Origin of the sequence: Paenibacillus septentrionalis, from assembly GCF_042659865.1 — a bacterium.
Taxonomy (GTDB): Bacteria; Bacillota; Bacilli; order Paenibacillales; family Paenibacillaceae; genus Pristimantibacillus; species Pristimantibacillus septentrionalis.
In genome coordinates this window covers 69979-90918 of record NZ_JBHSTE010000002.1, presented here as the reverse complement: position 1 = coordinate 90918, position 20940 = coordinate 69979, and the positions used below count along the sequence as shown (strand labels likewise).

Annotated in this window: 17 protein-coding genes; 11 read left to right on the top strand and 6 right to left on the bottom strand. The window is 41.8% G+C overall.

All coding sequences use genetic code 11. The features are described from left to right. Positions 1-13: 13 nt before the first annotated feature. The 3 genes from ACFP56_RS05300 to ACFP56_RS05290 are packed head-to-tail and all read left to right on the top strand — an operon-like array spanning position 14 to position 6118. The gene (locus ACFP56_RS05300) at positions 14-3568 is read left to right on the top strand and encodes a hypothetical protein (protein WP_379231962.1); all 3555 of its coding nucleotides are present in this window, start codon (positions 14-16) and stop codon (positions 3566-3568) included. After that, positions 3552-4820 carry a hypothetical protein gene (locus tag ACFP56_RS05295; protein ID WP_379231960.1) on the top strand — a complete coding sequence of 423 codons (1269 nt, stop codon included), beginning with the start codon at positions 3552-3554 and terminating at the stop codon, positions 4818-4820. The genes ACFP56_RS05300 and ACFP56_RS05295 overlap by 17 nt, the downstream gene beginning before the upstream one ends. Then, entirely contained in the window at positions 4820-6118 is a 1299-nt protein-coding gene (locus ACFP56_RS05290) for a hypothetical protein (protein ID WP_379231958.1), read from the top strand. Before ACFP56_RS05295 ends, ACFP56_RS05290 begins: the two co-directional genes overlap by 1 nt. Positions 6119-6206: 88 nt before the next feature. Here ACFP56_RS05290 and ACFP56_RS05285 read toward each other — a convergent pair whose 3' ends face one another. Beyond that, positions 6207-6947 (bottom strand): EcsC family protein, encoded by a 741-nt coding sequence (locus tag ACFP56_RS05285; RefSeq protein ID WP_379231956.1) that lies wholly within the window; start codon positions 6945-6947, stop codon positions 6207-6209. Between the two features lie 284 nt (positions 6948-7231). Between ACFP56_RS05285 and ACFP56_RS05280 the strand changes: the two genes are divergently transcribed. Continuing rightward, the gene (locus ACFP56_RS05280) at positions 7232-7471 is read left to right on the top strand and encodes a ferredoxin (protein WP_379231954.1); all 240 of its coding nucleotides are present in this window, start codon (positions 7232-7234) and stop codon (positions 7469-7471) included. Between the two features lie 219 nt (positions 7472-7690). Next, the gene (locus ACFP56_RS05275; protein WP_379231952.1) at positions 7691-8320 is read left to right on the top strand and encodes a LysE family transporter; all 630 of its coding nucleotides are present in this window, start codon (positions 7691-7693) and stop codon (positions 8318-8320) included. A gap of 3 nt (positions 8321-8323) precedes the next feature. Here ACFP56_RS05275 and ACFP56_RS05270 read toward each other — a convergent pair whose 3' ends face one another. Continuing rightward, positions 8324-9664, bottom strand: coding sequence for an amino acid permease (locus tag ACFP56_RS05270; RefSeq protein ID WP_379231949.1), 1341 nt, complete (start codon positions 9662-9664; stop codon positions 8324-8326). Positions 9665-9820: 156 nt separating this feature from the next. Between ACFP56_RS05270 and ACFP56_RS05265 the strand changes: the two genes are divergently transcribed. Next, a complete protein-coding gene (locus ACFP56_RS05265) occupies positions 9821-11083 on the top strand; it encodes an MFS transporter (RefSeq protein WP_379231947.1) in 1263 nt (420 codons plus the stop codon). A 134-nt stretch (positions 11084-11217) separates the two neighbouring features. On the opposite strand, the gene ACFP56_RS05260 is transcribed toward ACFP56_RS05265, so the two are convergent. Together ACFP56_RS05260 and ACFP56_RS05255 are read right to left on the bottom strand one after the other, a co-directional pair. Next, entirely contained in the window at positions 11218-11694 is a 477-nt protein-coding gene (locus tag ACFP56_RS05260; protein WP_379231944.1) for a GNAT family N-acetyltransferase, read from the bottom strand. 49 nt (positions 11695-11743) lie between these two features. Beyond that, a complete protein-coding gene (locus ACFP56_RS05255; RefSeq protein ID WP_379231942.1) occupies positions 11744-12679 on the bottom strand; it encodes a TRM11 family SAM-dependent methyltransferase in 936 nt (311 codons plus the stop codon). A 167-nt stretch (positions 12680-12846) separates the two neighbouring features. Between ACFP56_RS05255 and ACFP56_RS05250 the strand changes: the two genes are divergently transcribed. The 3 genes from ACFP56_RS05250 (at position 12847) to ACFP56_RS05240 (ending at position 15455) form a co-directional block, all read left to right on the top strand. Next, on the top strand, positions 12847-13803 hold the full coding sequence (locus ACFP56_RS05250; RefSeq protein ID WP_379231940.1) for a hypothetical protein: 957 nt from the start codon (positions 12847-12849) through the stop codon (positions 13801-13803). Positions 13804-13937: 134 nt separating this feature from the next. Then, positions 13938-14414: a GNAT family N-acetyltransferase gene (locus tag ACFP56_RS05245; RefSeq protein ID WP_379231938.1), complete on the top strand. Its 477-nt coding sequence runs from the start codon at positions 13938-13940 to the stop codon at positions 14412-14414. A 27-nt stretch (positions 14415-14441) separates the two neighbouring features. After that, positions 14442-15455 (top strand): S66 family peptidase, encoded by a 1014-nt coding sequence (locus tag ACFP56_RS05240; RefSeq protein WP_379231936.1) that lies wholly within the window; start codon positions 14442-14444, stop codon positions 15453-15455. 151 nt (positions 15456-15606) lie between these two features. On the opposite strand, the gene ACFP56_RS05235 is transcribed toward ACFP56_RS05240, so the two are convergent. Both ACFP56_RS05235 and ACFP56_RS05230 read right to left on the bottom strand, forming a co-directional pair. After that, positions 15607-17211: a hypothetical protein gene (locus ACFP56_RS05235; protein WP_379231934.1), complete on the bottom strand. Its 1605-nt coding sequence runs from the start codon at positions 17209-17211 to the stop codon at positions 15607-15609. Then, positions 17195-17911 (bottom strand): ABC transporter ATP-binding protein, encoded by a 717-nt coding sequence (locus tag ACFP56_RS05230; RefSeq protein WP_379231932.1) that lies wholly within the window; start codon positions 17909-17911, stop codon positions 17195-17197. Before ACFP56_RS05230 ends, ACFP56_RS05235 begins: the two co-directional genes overlap by 17 nt. A 199-nt stretch (positions 17912-18110) precedes the next feature. Between ACFP56_RS05230 and ACFP56_RS05225 the strand changes: the two genes are divergently transcribed. Continuing rightward, the gene (locus ACFP56_RS05225; protein ID WP_379233263.1) at positions 18111-18515 is read left to right on the top strand and encodes a GNAT family N-acetyltransferase; all 405 of its coding nucleotides are present in this window, start codon (positions 18111-18113) and stop codon (positions 18513-18515) included. Positions 18516-18609: 94 nt separating this feature from the next. Further along, positions 18610-20892, top strand: coding sequence for a preprotein translocase subunit SecA (locus ACFP56_RS05220; protein WP_379231930.1), 2283 nt, complete (start codon positions 18610-18612; stop codon positions 20890-20892). The last annotated feature ends 48 nt before the right edge of the window (positions 20893-20940 follow it).

Below are 20940 nucleotides of genomic sequence, written 5' to 3'. Positions count from 1 at the left end.
GTGAGGGAAAGCTGTGACCAATAATCATATTCTATGTGTCCCGATGAGAGTTGAAGCAATGATGGTAGGCAAAAGTCCTGTTCCTACTGTATTTGCCAATATTCCAGATGACTATTCCCGAATCACCTTGAATCCATTAGGTGACTACGTGCCTTCAGGCATTATGAATGAAAAAACAGAAGAAAAACCAGGCATTCACTTACATTGGACGCTGCCTGAGGCCTTAAGACAGGGGCAGCAGAATAACGAACACGATGCTCCTGAATTTCCTAGCGTGCCCAATCGATGGATCGTTACACGCATATGGGCGTCAGTGGAACAACCGGATTCCTTACATAGCAAGTATTGGATTGTCGAGAGTGATGCCCTTGAAAAAAGGAGCAGCCCGGAACTAGGAAATGAAGGAAGTCTGACGTTTCCGAAGCTGGATGATCTTCAATGGCCTTATCGGATATTAGGACGATCATATCCATATGAAGCCATTATCCATGAACCGCTTGAGAGACTAGTACCATTTCATGCAATAGGACCAGGCAATCCCGCATTTTCTGCAATGTACCCGTATCATCGCAATGTATTTGGCTTTTATGATGATTTGACGGACGAAGCTGGTGCGCGGATGCAGAACGTGTCGATCAGCTATGTCGTTAGAGGCTTTTACGATAATGAGCTGCCGCTTGTAACATCTGCCCATATGTGCAGGGAGCAATTGGGCTGGGAGGCGCCGAAAGCTTTGAGTTATCCAGCTTCCATCGCTCTACATGGCGTTGTTACGAGTCTGGACTGGGAGAATGACCAAATCGATTATAATGGTACTTTTATTAACAAGCAGTTAACTATGCCAGAACTGGCTGTTGGAAACACATCTGCAGAGGCAGTCTCGGCATTGCATGCTGTGAAAAATCGATCGAATGAGAGACTGATGCGTGTTCTTCTGCATGATCAAAGTCATAAACTATTGAATTTGAACGGAATCTATCATACTGACTATACAGAACATGACAGGCGTTTTCAATTATATGCCGAGCAGCACGAATACAAGCTTCAGAGTAAGATCACAGATAAAGAGTATGCGGATATTCCTGAACTCTCTGATGATGACCAAACACAATTCCGTCAATTGCAAGAAGGCATGAATGAGCAGTATCGTAAGCAGTTTTCTATCCAAGCCAAGCGCTCAGCTGTCTACGACCTCTGGTGCAAATATATGATCAAGGTGCAAGTGACAGATCCATTTGAAATAAAAGAAGCGAAAAAGCTAGCAGAGAGATACCAGCAGGAGTTAGAAGCCGAGATCCTTGCTCTACAGCAAGAAGAAATGGAGCTAAAGGAGCTTCAGGATCGTCTTCGATTGCTTGAGCAGCAACTGACTCACGCTATTAGCGAACATTATGAGTTAAAGCAGAATGCAGGAGAGCGATACTATGAACCGAATTCTCCAGTTTTACTGCTGTCAGGCTCTAAACGAGGAGCACTATTCGAAACTCAATCCTCTGCATATGACGAAAACCGATTATTATGCAGACTGCCACAGGAGAGTGTACAGGAGCTGCGGTTTGATTTTACACTGAGAGGCATTGATCATTCTGTTATCATCCACGCTAATCTACTCTTGCAAGAGACAGTAATCAAGGGAAACTATGCTGAACTACTGCTTGAAGCTGTATTATTTTGTAAGAACAGTGCAGAGCGGATTGCAGCAATTGTTGGAGAGCAGTTAGGTTTGTTGCCATTCACTGAAGCTGAAAAAAAGCAACTCCTTGCAGACATTCATCAACTTCAGAACAGTATGGATAGCGGATTAGTAAAACCTGGAGAGAGGTTTCCCGATCCCCTGTTTCTAAATCACTGGACGGCTCCATGGAACCCTGTGCTTCTCTCTTGGAGAGGCCTCTACTATCCCGATAAAGAGCTGATTGGTCGTGCACCTAAGTTAAGCCACTGGACATTCGACGGAGTAGATTACAAATTCGACAGCACCATCGATACCGCGGAGGCTGTTGTGATGGAGGGCAAAATTCTGTTAACCCCTCATATTGCACAGCAGCTGCAGGCGATGACCGTTAAGCAGATTGGAGTGGAGCTTACTCAAGCAATCGGAGCGTTGCATGAGCTAGATTACTTGTCGCAGTCATTGGATGGATTTAATGCTAGATTCGCAATGAGTCAACAGACACTGCGGTTTCCTGTTTTTGTACTGCAAAAAGGGAGTGCGGAGCTGGCTGCTCAAGTACGTCTTTCATTAGGTGAATTTGAGATGGAAAAGCCCTTGTTCAACACGTTCTTTTCGCCGTTAAGAGGAGGATTCTTCAAGTTCGACCAACTGAGGTTAATCGATACCTTTGGGCAATTTCAAGAAATTACTGCAACCAAGTATGCCATCGCTGAAAATTTGAGAACATCAAGCGATCCGATTGGTAAGCTAATTATGCTCCCACCTCGCTTCATTCAGCCAACCAGACTCGAATTCAACTGGTTTCAGGGAAGGGGACATAACTATTGTGACTTTAATCTACCCGATTCTCCGATATGTGGATGGCTTATTCCAAATCATGCTGATCAGAGCCTGCTCATTTACGATGAGGAAGGTAACATGCTTGGAAGCTTAATCGTCACTGCCTACGATGGAGATGCTGTACAGTGGAGAAATGCGCCAGGCTCACCCGACGTGCCATTAACGAGCCAGAACTCTTCCCATACAGCCAATCTGTACTCGGCGGATCTTCCTGAATCGATGAATCCAGAGATGAAGGCTTTTTTGAGTGAAATCCTGCGACGCAGCCATGAGCATGAGGATGTGCTCACCCCATTTCTACAGTTAATTGACTCTGCTCTGTGGGATGTCCACGCGCATGAATCGCCAAGTGCAGGCGGTTTAAGTCTGTACGCAGGAAAACCGCTCGTCTTAACTAAAGCCAATATCAAATTGGTGCAAGCTGGACCGCCTGACCGTTATAAAGCGATCGACAGCAATACCAAACAACCAGCCCCAGTACCAGACATCTCAATTAAGCAGTTTGAAATGCCACTATGGATCGGAGAACAACATCATCTGGGTGACGGAGTGATCGGTTTTTTCAAGCAGGATGGTGTATCCGGATATAAGCACTTCAATAGCGCCTTTGCACCTTCAGATCATGCTTCGGATTACCTGTATCGCAACAATCAAGTTGACATCTCTGCCGATGAACAATCCGATGGAACAACTGTATCTATCATTATGGACCCTCTTGCGAGTATGCATCTTATCAGCGGAATGCTGCCTGTTTCAGTGCAGCGCATCCCACAAGATCGCATCGAATCCGCACTGAATCGACTTTTTCTAACCCTGTATGTCGGTCCGTTGCTTGTAGGAGAAGAAAACATTGTGATGCCCTTAACGAAGCTTCCTAACCGTGAATGGAGCTTTATTACGCCAAGCGACGCAGAGGCATGGGCAGAGGCATGGATAGAAACAAAAAACCTCCAGCCATCGAATGGAAATGCTTTTCTCGCCAAGTCTCCTTTTCGTGCAGTCGAAGGCTGGTTGAAGTTGAATGTAAGAGGGGACGATGAAACAGATGCTTAATAACTTTCGATATTTGCTTGATGTGGATCATAATCAAATCAGTGTGAACGACCATGCGATTCTGGAGCGAGATAACCCTGTAAAGAGCGAATTGACCTTTCAGCTCCTGAATCCTGACCGTGTCAATCCTATTGTATTTAACAACCCACAGATGCTAACAGCCGAAAACATTCTTAAGAAGCTGCAAAACCGTGAACCTGTAACCGAGACATCTTATATTCGTTTTTATTTTCCGTACGGTACCGCACAAGGAGACTTCATAGATGAAGAACGAGGAAAGCTAATTAATTTTGAAACAGAGTCAGGGGACTGGTCAGTAGCGGAAGGGATTGTTGAGGACAGACATATTAGCTTTGTAATTAGCTGCTACAATCAGAAAATAATAGATACGTTGTTTAGCGTTTATTTCAAGTGCAAAAACATTCAGTCCTATGCCCCTGTAGGATTAACATACGTTTATGTCGATATTAAGAATGTTGTTGGGATTGATGATGTCATTAAGGTATTTCCCGTCCAGAAAAAGCTTGCTGTTCCTCAAATTAATCGATACTTCACACAGCAAACTACAGCTAGCGCTAATGAAACAACACGTATTCAATGGCAAATCAGCGGGGCAAAGGAAGGAAGAATCACTCCTGGGGAAATCGATATCTGGTCTATCCCAGCACCTTCGGTCGAGCTTAAAGTAGCTCGCGACATGGAATATCGCCTAGGTTTGAAAGGAAATGGATTAGAAACGACTGCTGTTGTAAATCTATATGTACGGCCTCCTAATATCCAGCAGCTGTTCTATGAATCGATCAATAAACAAGTAAGCTGGAGCGTGCAGTATAGCGAGAATCAACAGCTTATTTTAGATCAAGGAAGTCAATCCGTCGACAGAACCGGCAAACTTAGCATTCAAATGCCTAAAAAGCCTCAAGTTGCTTTACGTGCTGAGGGTTATATTTATACGGAGTATAGCGCTCTTAATCTGCAAGGCCTCACATTAGACAAACCGCAGGAATTTAGAAGCAGGATAAGGACGTATGCTCAGTATGTTTACTCGAAGTGGGAATGGCGTACACAAGAGGTGAAGGGGGTTCTATTTCAGATTAGTGAGGACGGCTATGTCTGGCGCGACGCTTCAAGCGTTTATTCGGGATCATTTGAGTATGTATCCGCAAAGCCTCTATTTGGAGCAAGGCTCCAATGTACGAAACGAGATGGAAGTCAGTATCCTCTGCTCATGCTTGATGGGGAGGTTATGTAATGGACCGCTGGATACAAGCCAACGTTAAAGGTGAAAAATGGATTCTGCTTAGTGAGCACAAGCAAGGCAAGGATATCATCATTCCTAATTCACTTGATGTTGAAGTCGTTAATGTTAGTTGTATCGACACGGCTTCCTTCATTAATAATCTGCCAGTCGGAGCCCATATTCCTGATATCGATGTGGAACAGGATCAAATTTCGGTCGTCTACGTGTATTTCCCTATCGGCAATGGTGAGGCATATCTGACAACAGAGGAATGGGCGCGTCAAATGACCTGTTATGCTCCATATAACTGGGGGGTTGAGCAAGCCTATGATAAGCAGTATGGGATCTATTTCAAACTATACCCGCTTAACGATTATGATCTGGAGTCAAGAGAAAAGCTCTACTTTAGTATTAACAATGTTGTCTCGTTTGGGGAACTGGAGAAGATGGTCTATGTAGCAGTACGATTTACGAACATTCCAATGCTGAGTGATAATGGGGAGGATAACTTATACAAGCAGTCTTCCGAGTCTGAAACCAGTAAGGATGGGACTGACTATCTAGCTTTTTTCAAAAAAAGATCAGAGCTAAACATATTGAATTTTGAATCCAATCGGACTAGAGTTGCTGTAGGTGATACCATTAAGCTTGAATGGGCAATTGCAGGGGATGCTGTACAGTGCGTGCTTACTCCGGGAGACCTTGTCGTAGAGAGCGTCGGAAGTTTTGAGATGGAGATCTTTACAGATACAACCGTTCGCTTATATGCTTTTGGCAAGGAAGTGCAAATATCTGAAACAGTCACAATCTATGTGGATCAACCCGTTATAACTACGTTTACTTCGGATTGTCAGGACAATAAGACGCTTTTTGGTCGTCGTGTGCTCTTATCCTATGACGTAAGCGATGCGGATGGAATGTACTTGAATCAAGGGATCGGGAGAGTTATGGGCAACTCAATCTCTGTTCTACCAACTAGCGCGACAACTACGTATACGCTTAGCTGTATGGGAATAGATAAACTTATTCAAAAATCGTTAACGATTACGATTACAGATTTTCTTAAAGTCGATTATCTGTCGTACAGTAGAAGCAGTCGTCGTTCTGATGGCAGCTACGATTATTACTTGAAGTGGAAGGTATCGAACTGTAACACGATTCGTCTTACTACTTCAGATGGGCAGATTCGCAGTACAGGAGAAGCAAGCGGGAGTATCCAATTCAAGGATTCTTCCGAGACGCCGCTAACTGTAACCCTATACTGTACAGGTACTTCGGAGCAGGTCCTCGATCAGATATATAGTGTATAAATTTATAGCATTGAACAGGGAGGGGGTTCAGCGAAGACTGAGCACTCTCCCTGTTTTCATTCGTTAGTATTAGATTCTTAATATCAATTCACTTCACCGCATCATCATGTAATCTGCGCATACGATAGGCGTTCATCGCAAATTCGCGTAGATCCTCAAGAATGGTATAGTTGGCCCATGCGCCAGCGAGAGCCCCGATTCCAGGCAGCATCTGCAGCATCTTTTTGAAATCAAGCGTATCACGATACTCAATCTGAAACGTCTCCCAGTCCATATCGCGGTAGTATTCAGTATCCGAAAGCCACTGTTCCTTCTCAAGATGCCAATGCTTGATAGAGGAGAGCAGCTTGCTTCGGCTTTCCGGGCCTGAGAACGTCATCTGGAATACTTTAAGTATGAATACCCTCTCTGAGAATTGTTTGGTGTCATAGCCGTAAACATGTGCCAGCTCGAACAAATACTTCATCTTAATCGCAATTAAGGCTGGGAAATCAACCATGCTTAGCATAATGCCGCCAGCTCCCGTCCCAGCACCTTCAGCAACGGCGATTTTTTGGTACTGGGAAAACAGCTCTTTTGCCTCTTCATCTGCTGGCTCCAGTTCGCGGTTACGCTGCACCTGACGGCTTGGTGTATATTCAGCACCGAACAGTGCCGTGCGCACAATTGAGCGTATCGTTGTAGTAATAACGGTATGTACCTTTGCAGGAATCACTTGATTGATACGCGTGCTAATCGTTTTCGATGTTTTTTCCAGCCACCCAGGAGATTTGAACATTTTCTGTTCCCAATCAGCAATTTCCTTCCGAACCTTTTGCTCGTAATTCATTCTCTATCGCTCCTCATAAATACTTAGCTTTATTGTAACCAAACTTCCTTATTTTTGGAACAGACTTGGGGAGGTAGCAGTCCTCGACCAAAGTCGAGTGCTAGAAAGTTAGTATAATCTATTAATAATTTTTGCAAAAAAATAATAGTCAATCAATAGAATAGCCTGCAATAATAGGAAGTGTACCTACATGATACATCTAGAGTGCTCATCATGTTTTTCTAATTCATTGTAGCCATATGAACAACCCATTTGTATTTATAATCCAGCAAGGAGGAGTAACGATGAGCAAATATGTATTGATAGAGAAGGACAGATGCATTGGCTGTGGCGGATGCGTGGCCGTAGCACCACATATTTTTAAATTCGATGTTGAGGGGTATGCAGAAGTACACTACATGGAAGACAATAACCGGGGGATTACGCCAATTGAAGACGCCGAGCATATCATTGATTTGCTTGATGCCGTTGATGGATGTCCCACAATCGCAGTAAAAATGCAGGATGTACCTTTTTCGAGATAAGCAACTACTAACTGTTGACAGAAACTGATTAAAAACTGAACTATTGCGATTCAATTAACGATTTCAATGAATGGACTGCACCCCAATTGCTAGACCTTGGGGTGCAGTTTTTCTATTGCGCTCGAATTTGGTGTGTTACCGTTTCATATTTTTCAGATTAGCTGAATAGGATGGTACAAGCATGCAACGTTAATGCGAATATGAAGGGGAGAGTGGGTAATGGGTTTACTATTGGGTTATGTTTTTTTAGGCATATCACTATCTGCACCAATTGGTCCGATTAATGCTGCACAATTGGATGCAGGCATAAAAAAAGGGTTTTGGCATTCATGGATGATCGGGTTAGGTGCAATGACAGCAGATATCCTGTATATGCTGATGGTTTACATGGGTATCGTACATTTTATCAACATTCCTTTTATGCAGGCATTTCTATGGTTATTTGGCAGCTTTGTTTTAATTTATACGGGTGTAGAAAGCCTAATGGGCATCTCACAAACGATAGAAAATAAAAGCAATAACGGAGAAACCCGATTAAAGTCGTTTACTTCTGGCTTTTTAATTTCGCTCACTAACCCGATGACGATATTGTTTTGGCTTGGCATTTATGGATCCGTGCTTGCAAAAACAGCTTCGCAATATGATGTTGAACAGCTCGTTTTATACAGCTTTGCCATTATATTCGGAATATTCTTATGGGATATTGCTATGGCTGGCATCGCTAGTTATGCTCGAAAGCTATTCACACCGCGTATTCTGAAAGGCATCTCTATTTGTTCCGGCTTATCCCTCATTGGAATTGGAATATTTTTCGGTTATCAAGCCATCGATCTTCTTTTTTTCAAGTAATTTTTATGTTGCGGGATTGTGTTTGGTCCATTTCTTTCGCATCAGCCAAGTAATCACCGCGATCACACAAAGAAAACCTAAGCTTACAAAAAAACCGGGTCTACTTGTATGGTGGAATAACGAACCGGTTACAGCAATCCCCAGAATAACTATTCCCATAATCCGCTTTGTTTTTCCTAACGTATTCAATTTTAATATCACACCTGAGGTAACAAGAATAAACATCCAATTGTAAACTAACATTAAGCCTGCGGCTGTTGTGAAATATTCATAAATTTTCCCAGGAAGAAGCATCGCAAAAATAATCGACACGATCAGTCCTACTGACGTCAAGCCGATTGCAAGCAAGGGACGATTTTTAACTTTCTTAGCAAAAAGAGTAGGAGCATCCTTATCCTCGGCTAATGTAACAAGCATACTCGTTATAGCGAATAGCGAAGCGACCATCGTGGAGAAGCCTGCAATGATTAGGATCCCGATAAATATATGCGGTACGAAACGTAATGGATATTGGTTCAAAGCCTGCATAAATGGACTTTCACTCGTATTCAACTTTTTCCACGAGATTAAGAAGAGTGTAAGTATAAGGGAGCATACGTAAATGACTGCTAGCGTGCCAAGCATTACTTTTCCCGCTTTCGGTGCATCTTTCGGCTCTTTTAACCTCATCGCCATAATCCCCATAATTTCAATACCGCCAAAAGCGTAAAAGGCAAACAGTAGAGAAGACCATATTCCCATTATCCCTTTCTCAAAAAAGCTCTCGAAAGGAAATGCAGGCTTTGATTTTCCTTGACCGAGTAACCCACATAGCGCTAATACAGCAATCACTATAAATATGACGATCGCGGACGATTTAATAATTGCAAATATGTTCTCCATACGATCAAAGGCTTTTGTTCCTATAATAATAATTGCTAATCCGAGGACCGCAAAAATGGAGGCTAGTATCCACATAGGAATATTGGGAAACCAAAACCGCGAAAATAAAGACAATGCCGTTAATTGACTGCCCATAATTAATAATTCTGACGTCCAGTAGGCCCAGCCGCTGCTGAATCCCGCCCAGCCGCCATAGGCCTTTTTAGCGTACGAACGGAATGACCCTTCTAGTGGTTGCTCCGAGGTCATTTGCGACAGGGCGTCAAAAACCAGGTAAGTTCCTGTGGCCGCTACAATAAATGAAATTAACACAGCTGGTCCACCTATATGAATCGCTAATCCTGAACCTAAAAAATATCCTGTACCAATGGTACACGCGACCCCTAGAAGAGATAACTGCCACCAGCTGAGCTTGTTCTCATTAGCGGAGGTATTTTTTTTAGCTTTATGCTTCCTTTTCATGAAAATCCTCCTGTGTAAATGCTACTCAGTAGTATGCCCAGATTCTTATTGTCATTCATAGCTGCTTTTCGTTTTAAGCTAAATTCAAATGAGTGTATAAATTAGCTTAATCTCTTTACAATATCAGCATATATGAATGTTAAAGGTGGGTCATTTATGAAGAGTCAAAAAGGGGCTCTCTTTGCACTTGCGTCTATTCCACTCATCATGACACTCGGAAATTCGATGCTAATCCCGGTGTTGCCTCAACTTGCTAAACAACTGAACATTAGTGCGTTTCAAGTGAGTATGATCATCACCGTATATGGGGCAATTGCTATTGTGATGATCCCAGTAGCAGGTTATCTATCGGACCGTTTTGGTCGAAAAAAGATAATCTTACCATGTCTCATTATAACTGCTGCAGGGGGCGCAGTGTGTGTAGTCGCAGCATGGTTTTTGAAAAGCACAACAACCTATTACGTTATTTTGGCAGGTAGATTATTGCAAGGAGTCGGAGCTGCTGGAGCATTCCCCATTGTAATTCCGCTTATCGGTGATTTGTTTAAGGATGAGAAAGAGGTCAGTAAAGGATTAGGGGTCATAGAAACATCTAATACATTAGGGAAGGTGCTTAGTCCAATATTAGGTGCTTATCTTGGTCTGCTCAGTTGGTATACACCATTTGTTGCAATTCCCGTTCTTTGTTTGATTTCGTTTTTCCTTGTTTTATTTAGCGTTAAAAATCCTGATAAAAAAGTGAAAAGTGACGCTAAAAACATCAGAAAGTTCTTAACAGAGATTAAGGCTATCTTAAAGGAAAAAGGACGTTGGCTGTATACTATTTTTGCTATCGGTGGCATCTGTATGTTTGTTACGTTTGGAGTATTGTTTTATTTGTCCGAAGTGCTCGAATCGAAATACAACCTTTATGGCGCCACAAAAGGGTTTGTTTTAGCGATTCCACTTGCAGCTTTATGTATTGCTTCCTATATAAGCGGTAAAATTATTGGCGATAATAAGGTACGTATGAAAAGGCTCGGCTTCGGAGGTATGGTACTTGTAGGAGGGGCTATGCTGATTACTGGGTTTTCGAAGGAGCTATATTTCATGGTAGGCTTTTTAACGTTGAGCGGAATTGGCGTTGGAATTGTACTACCGTCAATGGATGCTTTAATTACAAGAAGCATCGAGAAGGATAATCGAGGGACCATTACATCTTTGTACAGCAGCATGCGGTTTATCGGTGTCACCTTAGGTCCTCCTGTGGTCTCACTATTAATGGTCGGAGGACATTGGGTGTTATTTGGCACCATGGCCGGTCTTGGCTTAATTGGCGGCCTACTCACGTTTTTTGCAGTAAAACCAGGAGATACAGGAACGGAGGGAGAGGCTAGGAAGGTCATAGGGAAAACTATAAAGAGAGTAAAACCTTCCTGATCCACCAGCTATATTCATGATATACTCTAGGCAGTCTCTTGCATAAATACGGCTATAATTTTCGTGAGAAACTAAAAAGTATAAAGGTACCAGAATCTATCCCCTTATACTTTTTAGTAAATAAATACGCAGAATCAACGCAAGTCTTTCATATACCATGCATTCATTGCAGAATGCTCTGATCCAGGTAGTGGCTTTGGTAAACGAACAAATCCGAATTTTTCATAAAGCTTACAAGCGGCAATTAATTCATGCTTTGTTTCAAGATAACACTTGGCATAATGTTGAGAGGCAAATGACAATGCGATTTCCATCAATTGATTGGATATTCCGAAACCTTGTACGGATGGAACGAGATATAGCTTTTGCAGCTCACAAATTTGTTCTTGCTCGTTAAATGGAGCAATACCAACGCCACCAACCACTTCGTTATCCATTTCAACAACCCAGTAGCCCGCGTGCTTGAATTGATTATAGTAATGATGCAGGTCACTAAGCTGAGGATCATAATAGGCAGTGCCTGGAATGGCTAACCCAAGCGACTTTAAAGAATCTTGAATAATTTTCTTCATTACAGCATTGTCTTGTTTCGTTATTTCTCGAATGATCATTTTGAGAACTCCTTACGATGTAAATTGTTAGCTAATGAAATAGCAGAGCTTACGTACAGACGATGATTTGACGGACAAAGTTCCCTTTGCGAGTCGTGCATCGGTCGACTATTGTAAGTCCAACCTGCTGCAGCATAGGATCAATATCGCCCACCGATACAATAACCACCTTATCTGCGATTCTTCTAGCATGTTCCAACAAGTAAAATTGATTCTCTACAGTTGCATGAGAAAAGTGATTGTATGGCATATCAAGTATCGCTACATTATAATGCTTATCAACTTCGGAAATATCGCCGCAGACAACATCCGTCTGCATATTAAAGTGCTTTAAATTCTCCCGAGTGCCACGTACAACGAAATGATTGATATCCCTTCCGACAATATCTACATTCATCGATAACGCTTCAACTAACACCGTACCAATTCCGCAGCATGGATCAATTACAGTAATATCATCGGCATCTGGAACAGCAATATTGGCAACAGCTCTGGCAACTCTGGTGCTTAAAGCAATCGAATAGCTTTTTGGTTTATGCATATGATCGAGCCAAATTGCCTTGCTTTTTTTATAATGGCCAAAGTACCATTGTCCCCCTAGCGTAATAATGCCAAACTCAAGATCTGGCGTGCGCATATCAGCTTCACCATCAATCGCCATTCCAAGCTGACGCTCAATATCTCGTTGTTCGTGATAGTCAATTTTACTGGTAGCTGTTAGGTCGTTTGTTTTGATATAGATCACTTTAAATGATTGATTCATGACATCTAAATGCTCAGCCTGCTCTAGTATGTCAGAAAGGTTATCCCCCTCGAAAAGAACCTCTAAGCGCTCACGCATAAAGGGGCTTCGATCTGGATGAATCTCAATTGGACTAATCATAAATGGTTGTGAAGTATCCTCTCCGAAGAAAGCTCTAGTTTCTAAATGAAACAATTCCGTTTCCTCTGGCCGATAGCCGTACGTATATATAAATAGACTCATTAGCATACATCCTTTTCTACATTGAAAGCTATTGTTATAAGCTTCTATTATACGTTAGAACGGCAAAATAAGACAGGTTCATACATGTAATGCTGCAATGGAGAAATAAAACCCTAAATAATCCAACATTTGTTATACTTATACTTAAAAAGCAATGAGGAGGAGCTATGGAGAACATAAAAAAGATAGCTGTTTTGTTACTAGTCGTGAATATCGCGGTCGTAATTTACTTTGGTCAGAGCATCTTAAAGGAAATAAGAGAACTAAAGGACACACAATCTAGCCAATATGTGAATTTGACGCATCAAGTGATCAATCAAGGAAATCACTTATTAGGCTCAATCGAAAATCTCATTAACAACAGCATTAATCCAATCGATGGTTTCAAGCACAGTGTGTTGAATATGGACCCAGCAGAAAAACGAGGGGATGTAGAATTTGAGCTTGTCATAAACGAGAGCAGCCCAAACAGTAAGCTTATAGGTGAGCTTAAGGAGCTTGGTGGTACGAATAGCGTTCAAGTCGAATTTGAAAGACTAGAAGGCTTAACGTATCGAAGTATCGTTAACCTCGCGCTAGATAAAAACTACGAGATGGAAATTTACGAAAAAACAAACGACGGAGCAACTAAAAAGTTGAATATTAGCGATATGGCAGTCCATTTATATAATGAGATATACGCCGAGCGTATTCAAGGTCTAGGCTCAGGCACTTCATCTACAGCAGACGAATTAGAGTATCGATATAGCTTCAGAACTACACGGGAACTAGTAGAAGGAACAGAAATTGCAGAGGTTATCATAGAGGCAAGGGATGACCAGCAAAATTTAATCCAAGAATTCACAAGTGAAGCTTCAACAGGATCCGTTTATAGTGCAGAGCTGGAGGATAAATACAAAGTAGCTTTAGCTGCTGGATATATTGATCCGATTATGACGTTCGATGAGTACGCCGCTCAATATGGGGAGGAAGTCGGAGAAAGTGACCAGCCCTATGAAATATATAACGTAGCAAAGACATTTACAAAAGATGAGCTCAGTGAGCATTGGGAGATGTTCCGAAACGGCAGTTATACCTTCACGATAAAAGTGATCTTTGAAGATGGAATTGAGATTTCACTATAACGAACAAGTAAGCCTGATATGCATTAGCTCAGGCATAGTCGATTTTATAAACGAATTGTATTACAATGAACGAATCCATTTAACGTAAATGAACCAGATAACAAGTACGCATTATAGACAAAAAGGGGACCGCCATGATAACCATTACAGCAAAGGCGTTTAATCAAGACATTCAAGCGATGCTTGCAAGCATTCATGATACATATCATGCCAATGAGCTTTCGCAAAAGCCGCTTTCTGATTTACCAGCTTATATTCACCTTATTGAGGTAGATGGTGAATTAGCAGGGTATGGCGTGATTTGGGAGCTGTCTACGCCTAAGGAATTGATTCAAAAAGCGGAGAAGTATTATTTCAGTGAAGATGAAAAGTATTTACAAAAAGATTTCTATATTGAGATCAAAAATAGTAAAAACTATGTTTTTATTGAAGCGCTCGATATCTTGAAGGATTTTGAAGGGAAGAGATATGCAAAGCATTTCGTCAATTGGCTAAAGGAGCAATATCCCAACAAACGGATGTATGTATATTCGATCGATAAATCGCAGAATTTTTGGTTCAAGCAAGACTTTGAGGTGTTAGGCAAAACCGCTTGGATGACGTTTAACTAAACGGTCATTACATTGGAGCTGATTTAAGTGATTAGATACCCGTATCTAAAAGAAGGAACAACAATTGGCGTCACAGCGCCCTCATCTGGAGTAAATGCCGAATTACACAACTTGCTGAGACACTCACTAGAACGAATGAAGATGCGAGGCTTTAATATAGTTTGTGGAGAAACGATTTGGACTCAACATAAGGCTAAGTCTTCTCCAGCCCAAGTACGTGCTACTGAATTGAATAATATGATGAGCGATAACCAAATCGGGCTAATCATCCCACCCTGGGGCGGTGAACTTTTAATCGAAATCCTTGAATACCTTGATTTTGATAATTTTCAGTCTAAATGGATTCTGGGTTATTCGGATACAAGTGTTTTATTACTAGCCGTAACATTAAAAACAGGTACTGCAACGGCTCATGGTGCAAATCTGCTTGATTTAAGAGGTGAGTATTCGGATAAAACAACCGCGATGTGGCAACCAGTCTTATCCACTAAAACGGGTGAGTCAATCATACAATATTCATCGGATAAATTTCAAAAGGAATGGAAACATTCCGATCCTTCACCATGTGTTTTTCATTTGACTGAACAAACCTATTGGAAAACGATCCAAAATAGCGATGTAAATGTTCAAGGTTATTTGTTAGGTGGATGTATAGATGTAATCAGACATTTAATTGGAACGCCATTCGGTGATGTACAATATTTTCAAAAGCATCGCATTAAGAATAAGCCTATCTTATGGTACTTAGAGAATTGCGAGCTGTCTACTACCGATTTACGCAGATCTTTGGTTCAGATGAAATTAGCAGGTTGGTTTAATAATTGTTCTGGTCTTGTTTTTGGAAGAAGCGATGCTAATCAACCAATTGACCAGTATACAGCTGAAGATATTTACCGAGAACTACATGAGGAATTAAACATCCCCATTATCTACGATATTGATTGTGGTCATGTTCCACCGCAAATGACGTTCATTAATGGCGCATACGCTGAAATTGAAGTGAAGGATGGGAAAGGAACAGTAAAGCAGTCTTTTCTTTAAGAAAATTCACGTTGGCTCGACTGCGAAAGACGCATAAAGCAGCCTAGTAAATCGCTGGTGAATGAACAAAATAGACAAAACGGCATAGCTTTTACCAAGCAATACCATACAAAAACAAACCGTGCTGAGCACGGTTTGTTTTTGTATCTAGCTATTTCACACGGAATGTACGTGCACTATATTTTTTCACAAGCACAATCGCAAGGATAACATAAGCAATTGTAGCGATTACAACAACAGGAGTAAAGATTTCAGCTGGTGCTCTTAGGAACAGACATGCTCCGCTAATAGCTGAAATGACCAGATTAATCACTTGATACATCGGGTTTTTCATATTAAGCTCCGTACTGTATGGCTGGAATATATAATACATAAACAAATGATGTACAGAGAAGAAAACTGATAAAGAGATAATAGAGCCCCATAGCATAAGTAAGTCTATAATCTCCCATGTATCTCCAGCAACGATCAGTATAGCTGTCAACCCTAAAGCGAGTGTAGCTGCAATGAGCAAATTATGACCAGTAATTTTAATTAGTCGGTTACAAAAGTGTTCAAATGCCGAATTTCGATAGAAACTATAACGAAGCAGACTTAAATCACAGTTGTAAAACATAGCTCTGCTGATTCGTTCTCCCACAGATAAGAAATACATCACTGCAAATAGAATCGGGTAGATGGTTCCAAGAGTGCTAGTTACTAACTCTCTCTGCTCTGGGAGTGCAATCACAACGCCTAATCCCACAGCAATAAGTATGGAGATCACTGCAATTCTAATGTTAACCGGTTTTCGAATTAAGCTACGATGACGAGAGAAGAAGATTGAATTCAGATAATTGTAGCCTTGCTTTGATTCAAACGATGGCTGAATTTCATTTACTTTATAATCGCCTGCCTTGGACTCTACGCTCGTTTTTTGTGCTTCAGTCATCATACGCCCAATATCTAATAAAGGATCATCCTTCTTCGTTGCTGCGTCGACAACGCCTCTGTAATCTGCATAACGTGCAAGTTTAACCGCAGCAAATAGTCCCGTTAGGATGAATATTGCGTAAGCAGGTACGCTTGAGATTACGCTTGCAGTTGCTGGTGACCAATCGAGTAGAAGAGGTAAGTAGGCTATAACGTAACCAATTCCGATTGTCGTCCATACGATCAACATATTTTTGATTAAGATTATTCCGGTTTTATTAAATAGCTTCAGATGCAAATATTCGGTTAGAATTCGCCACAGCGTTAAAGACAGCGTGAATACAATGGCCTCTAGAACGGAGGCATCTAATAGAGTAGAGAAAAGAATCATTGCCGGTAACAAATAAATAAAAAAGGTCAAATAACGATAACCTAATGTAGCTAGCATATAAGTTTTAGGCGATAGCCTCATCAATTTTATCGCTACATACTTTTCGCGTTTTGGCTCCAGTATGGTAGCAACCCCAACCCCCGAGATTAAAAAGCTAAGCAAGAAAAAAATATGAATAAAATGTTGAAGCTGTTCTGCTGTCGTGAAGGTTTGGCCTAATGCAACGACGGGCAAAAAAATAAACACTCCAACATAGGCAAATCGTAATGCAAAGCCCCACAGTATGCTTACAATGAACGCGATTATCGAAATGTTCTTCTTCATAGATAAGTTCGCGTAAACTTGATCGGATACAAGCTTACCAATGAGTGGAAGCTTTTGTATGTAATAGATAAAGATATTCGTTAGGGTTGAAGTTCGAATGTTAAGAAGCGTTTTAAGAGTTGTCAACATGGGCCTCATCCTTCAACAGATTTATAATGCTTTGTTCAAATTCAGGACTTTTCAATAAGTCAGTTGGTACAGAGGAAAGCTTTCCTTTGTTCAAAACGACCAGCTCGTCACATAGATCAGAGGCAAGCTGCAAAATATGCGTCGAGAAAATTAAAATATGATCGCTTTTCATTTCTCTAAGCATATTTTTCATTTCAAGCGCAACGATGACATCAAAGGAAGTTAGCGGCTCATCGAGTAAAATGATAGGCGGCTTTGTAATTAAGAATAGCAGCATCTGAATTTTATTCTTCATCCCATGTGAATACCCTTTGATAAGTCGGTGCCGATCCTCGTTTGTTATGGTCATCATGTCGAAGTAATCATCAATGCTTCGATCCATCTGCACATTAGCTTTATTAATATCCATAAAAAACTTTACAAACTCGTAGCCTGTCAAGAACTCTGGGAGAATCGGAAGGGAGTAGACATAACCGATGTCCTCGTGATTCAGCTCTCTAACCGTACCATTGTCATCTATGTAAGCTCGTCCACTATCCAAAGCCATTTCCCCGCTTAGACAGTTAAATAATGTCGTCTTACCTACTCCATTGCGTCCTAGAAGCCCATATATGTTTCCTTTTTCAAATGTATAACTAGCTCCTTGGAGTACTTTTTTTTCCTCAAATTGTTTGACGATATCTTCTATAATTAGACGCAACTACAACTCCTCCATTCGTTAAATACTGTTGATGTTGTTTTACGTAATCAAGGGACGGAACGTTTCATAATCGTTACATACGATGAAATCACATCCATTTAGGCAGTTAATATCACATCATAAAAAACCAATTTCTGTTATACTATGTCTAAGATTAAAACAAGGCGTATTAAAGTACATAGTTGAAGGAACGATGAATATGCAGATAATAGAGGCAATTGAATCTGATTACAAGTTTATAACGGGAAGAGACCGACATATTAATGAACAGTTAGTGGAGTCTAAAATTAAGAATGGAGAAATCTATATTCTGGTAGAAGAAAATATTAGAATTGGTTGGATGAGGTTCGGATACTTTTGGGACAACTTACCCTTTATGAATATGTTGTGGCTAGATGAAGAATATCGAGGACAAGGCTTTGGTAAAAAAGTAGTAGAGCACTGGGAAGAAAAGATGAAGAATAAAGGGTTTAATCAGGTTATGACCTCAACCCAAGCCAATGAGGGCGCTCAACATTTTTATAGGAAGTTAGGATATAAAGACGTAGGATGCTTACTTCTAGAGAATGAACCGCTTGAGATATTAATGGCTAAGAAACTATAAAATATGTATTACATTCTCGAAGAAATAGTATCACATGGCTCAGTTGATTACTTCAAAACGAATGCGTGTTTCAAACGAAGGGAGAGTTGATCCGATGAAGCTAGCTGCCAGGTTAATCCAAACTATTAAAGAACGCGATACTCGACTTAAGCTGAAGAGCTATTGGAATAAAGTGAAGCTCATCAGAAAACGAAATTTCACAGCATGGGATGATAGACAGCTGCAATCGGAATCTCTTAGACTGAAAAAGGAAGCAGAGTCAGGAACGCCGCTGGACGAGCTGTTAATCGATGCCTATGCGTTAGTTTGTGAAGCAGCGAAGAGAACGCTCGGACTTGTGCCCTATGACGTCCAAATCATGGCCGCGATTGCTTTGCATGAGAGATTTTTGATTGAGCAGCATACGGGTGAAGGGAAAACGCTCTCTGCCGTTATGCCTGCATATCTCAATGCGCTAACCGGAGAAGGCGTTCATGTGCTTACTTTTAATGATTACTTGGCAAAACGAGATGCAGAGTGGATGGGCCCGATCTATCGTTTCCTTGGCTTAACGGTAAAATCAGTTCAAGCGGGCAACAGCTTGTCTGATAAACGTGAAGCGTACGCAGCGGATATCACCTATGTTACGGCTAAAGAAGCGGGATTCGACTATTTGCGAGACACGATCGCACTAGATGAAGCAGATACTGTGCATCGCCCTTTCCACTACGTTATCGTTGACGAAGCCGATTCATTGCTGCTCGATGAAGCACGGGTACCGCTAGTCATCGCCGGTGAGCTCGGCTCCTATAGTGGTGACGTCACACGTTTTGCAGCAGTCGCTAAGCAGCTCGTGCTAGATGAGTATTACGAGTTCGACGAATTCGAGCGCAATGCTTATTTAAGTGAAGCCGGCTCCGCGAAAGCAGAGCAGCTGCTGGGATGCGGTAATTTGTATGATAGCCAAAATAGTCAATTGCTGACATCGTTAAATTGTGCACTGCATGCCGAATTATTATTAAAGAAAGACGTTGATTACATCGTTCGGGACGGTAAAATTGAGCTTGTTGACGAATATACCGGTAGAGTGGCGGATAATAGGCATTTGCCAGACGGCTTGCAGGCTGCTCTTGCTGCCAAAGAAGGTCTGCCATTCAAAGCAGGTGGGAGCATTCTTGGTACGATTACGCTCCAGCATTTCCTTAGTATGTACCCCAAAATTTGCGGAATGACCGCAACTGCGCTTGCTTCCGCAATGGAATTTGAAGAAATCTATGCACTGCAGGTCATGCCAATTCCGCCTAATCGCCCGAATATACGAATCGATCATCCGCATCGAATATATACGCATAAAGAAGCCAAGTTTAAGGCGATTGTCCAAGAAATTTCATCTACTCATGCAACGGGACGTCCTATTCTTATCGGTACGTCAAGCGTCGGCGAATCTGACGCGTTGGCCGAAGCACTGAAGTTAGCAGGCATACCCTGCCAGATTCTAAATGCAAAGAATGATGAAAAAGAAGCTGAGATCATTGCTAAAGCTGGGGAAATAGGTTCTGTCACGGTGTCCACGAACATGGCGGGACGTGGCGTTGACATTCGGCTTGGCGGCGGAAATCCGGCACAGGCACAAGCTGTCGCTAAGCTTGGCGGCTTATATGTGATTGGTACTCATGTACACCAAAGCGTGCGGATAGACGACCAACTGCGTGGGCGTGCTGGACGCCAAGGTGACCCGGGAGCTTCTGTCTTTTTCGTAAGTCTGGAGGACGAGCTGTTGCTTAAGTTCGGGATGGCTAAAGAATTGCGAGCTCTTAGGCAGGATGAGGCAATCAATGAATCGGTGCTCCGCAGCAAAATTGAGCATATTCAGCGCGTAATCATGGGGCAAAATTTCCATATCCGTCAAGAGCTGAACGGCTATTCAGATATGGTGGAGGAGCAACGACGTCTACTGTATGAGGAGCGGCTGCGAATTTTGAAAGGCAAGACACCGATGAGCCCATCAGAGCAGCGTGTTCGGCTTTTTTATATGGACAAGTTCTGGGCCGAGCATCTGGCATATGCGTCTTATATTCGTGAAAGCATCCACTTGTCAAGCCTTACTGATCGCAATCCGATAGACGAGTTTCATACGCAAATTATCCAGGCATACGAACAAATTCCGAATCAAGTTAATAAAGAGACGAAAGAAATGCTCGATAAGCTTAGTGGCTCAAATGATCCCGCGAGATGGGAAGAGCTAGGGCTCAAGAGCCCAACCTCTACTTGGACTTATATTATGAGCGATCAATACTCGCAGTACCTGCAGAATCCCGGTTCATGGAATCCTGGGACGCTGATCGCTTATTGGCTTCGCAAAATGCTGAGACCAGTATTCGGGTGGGAAAGATTTTGATTCAAAAACTTTTGCTCTGTCCTGTTAGATGTGTGCGTTGCATGATAG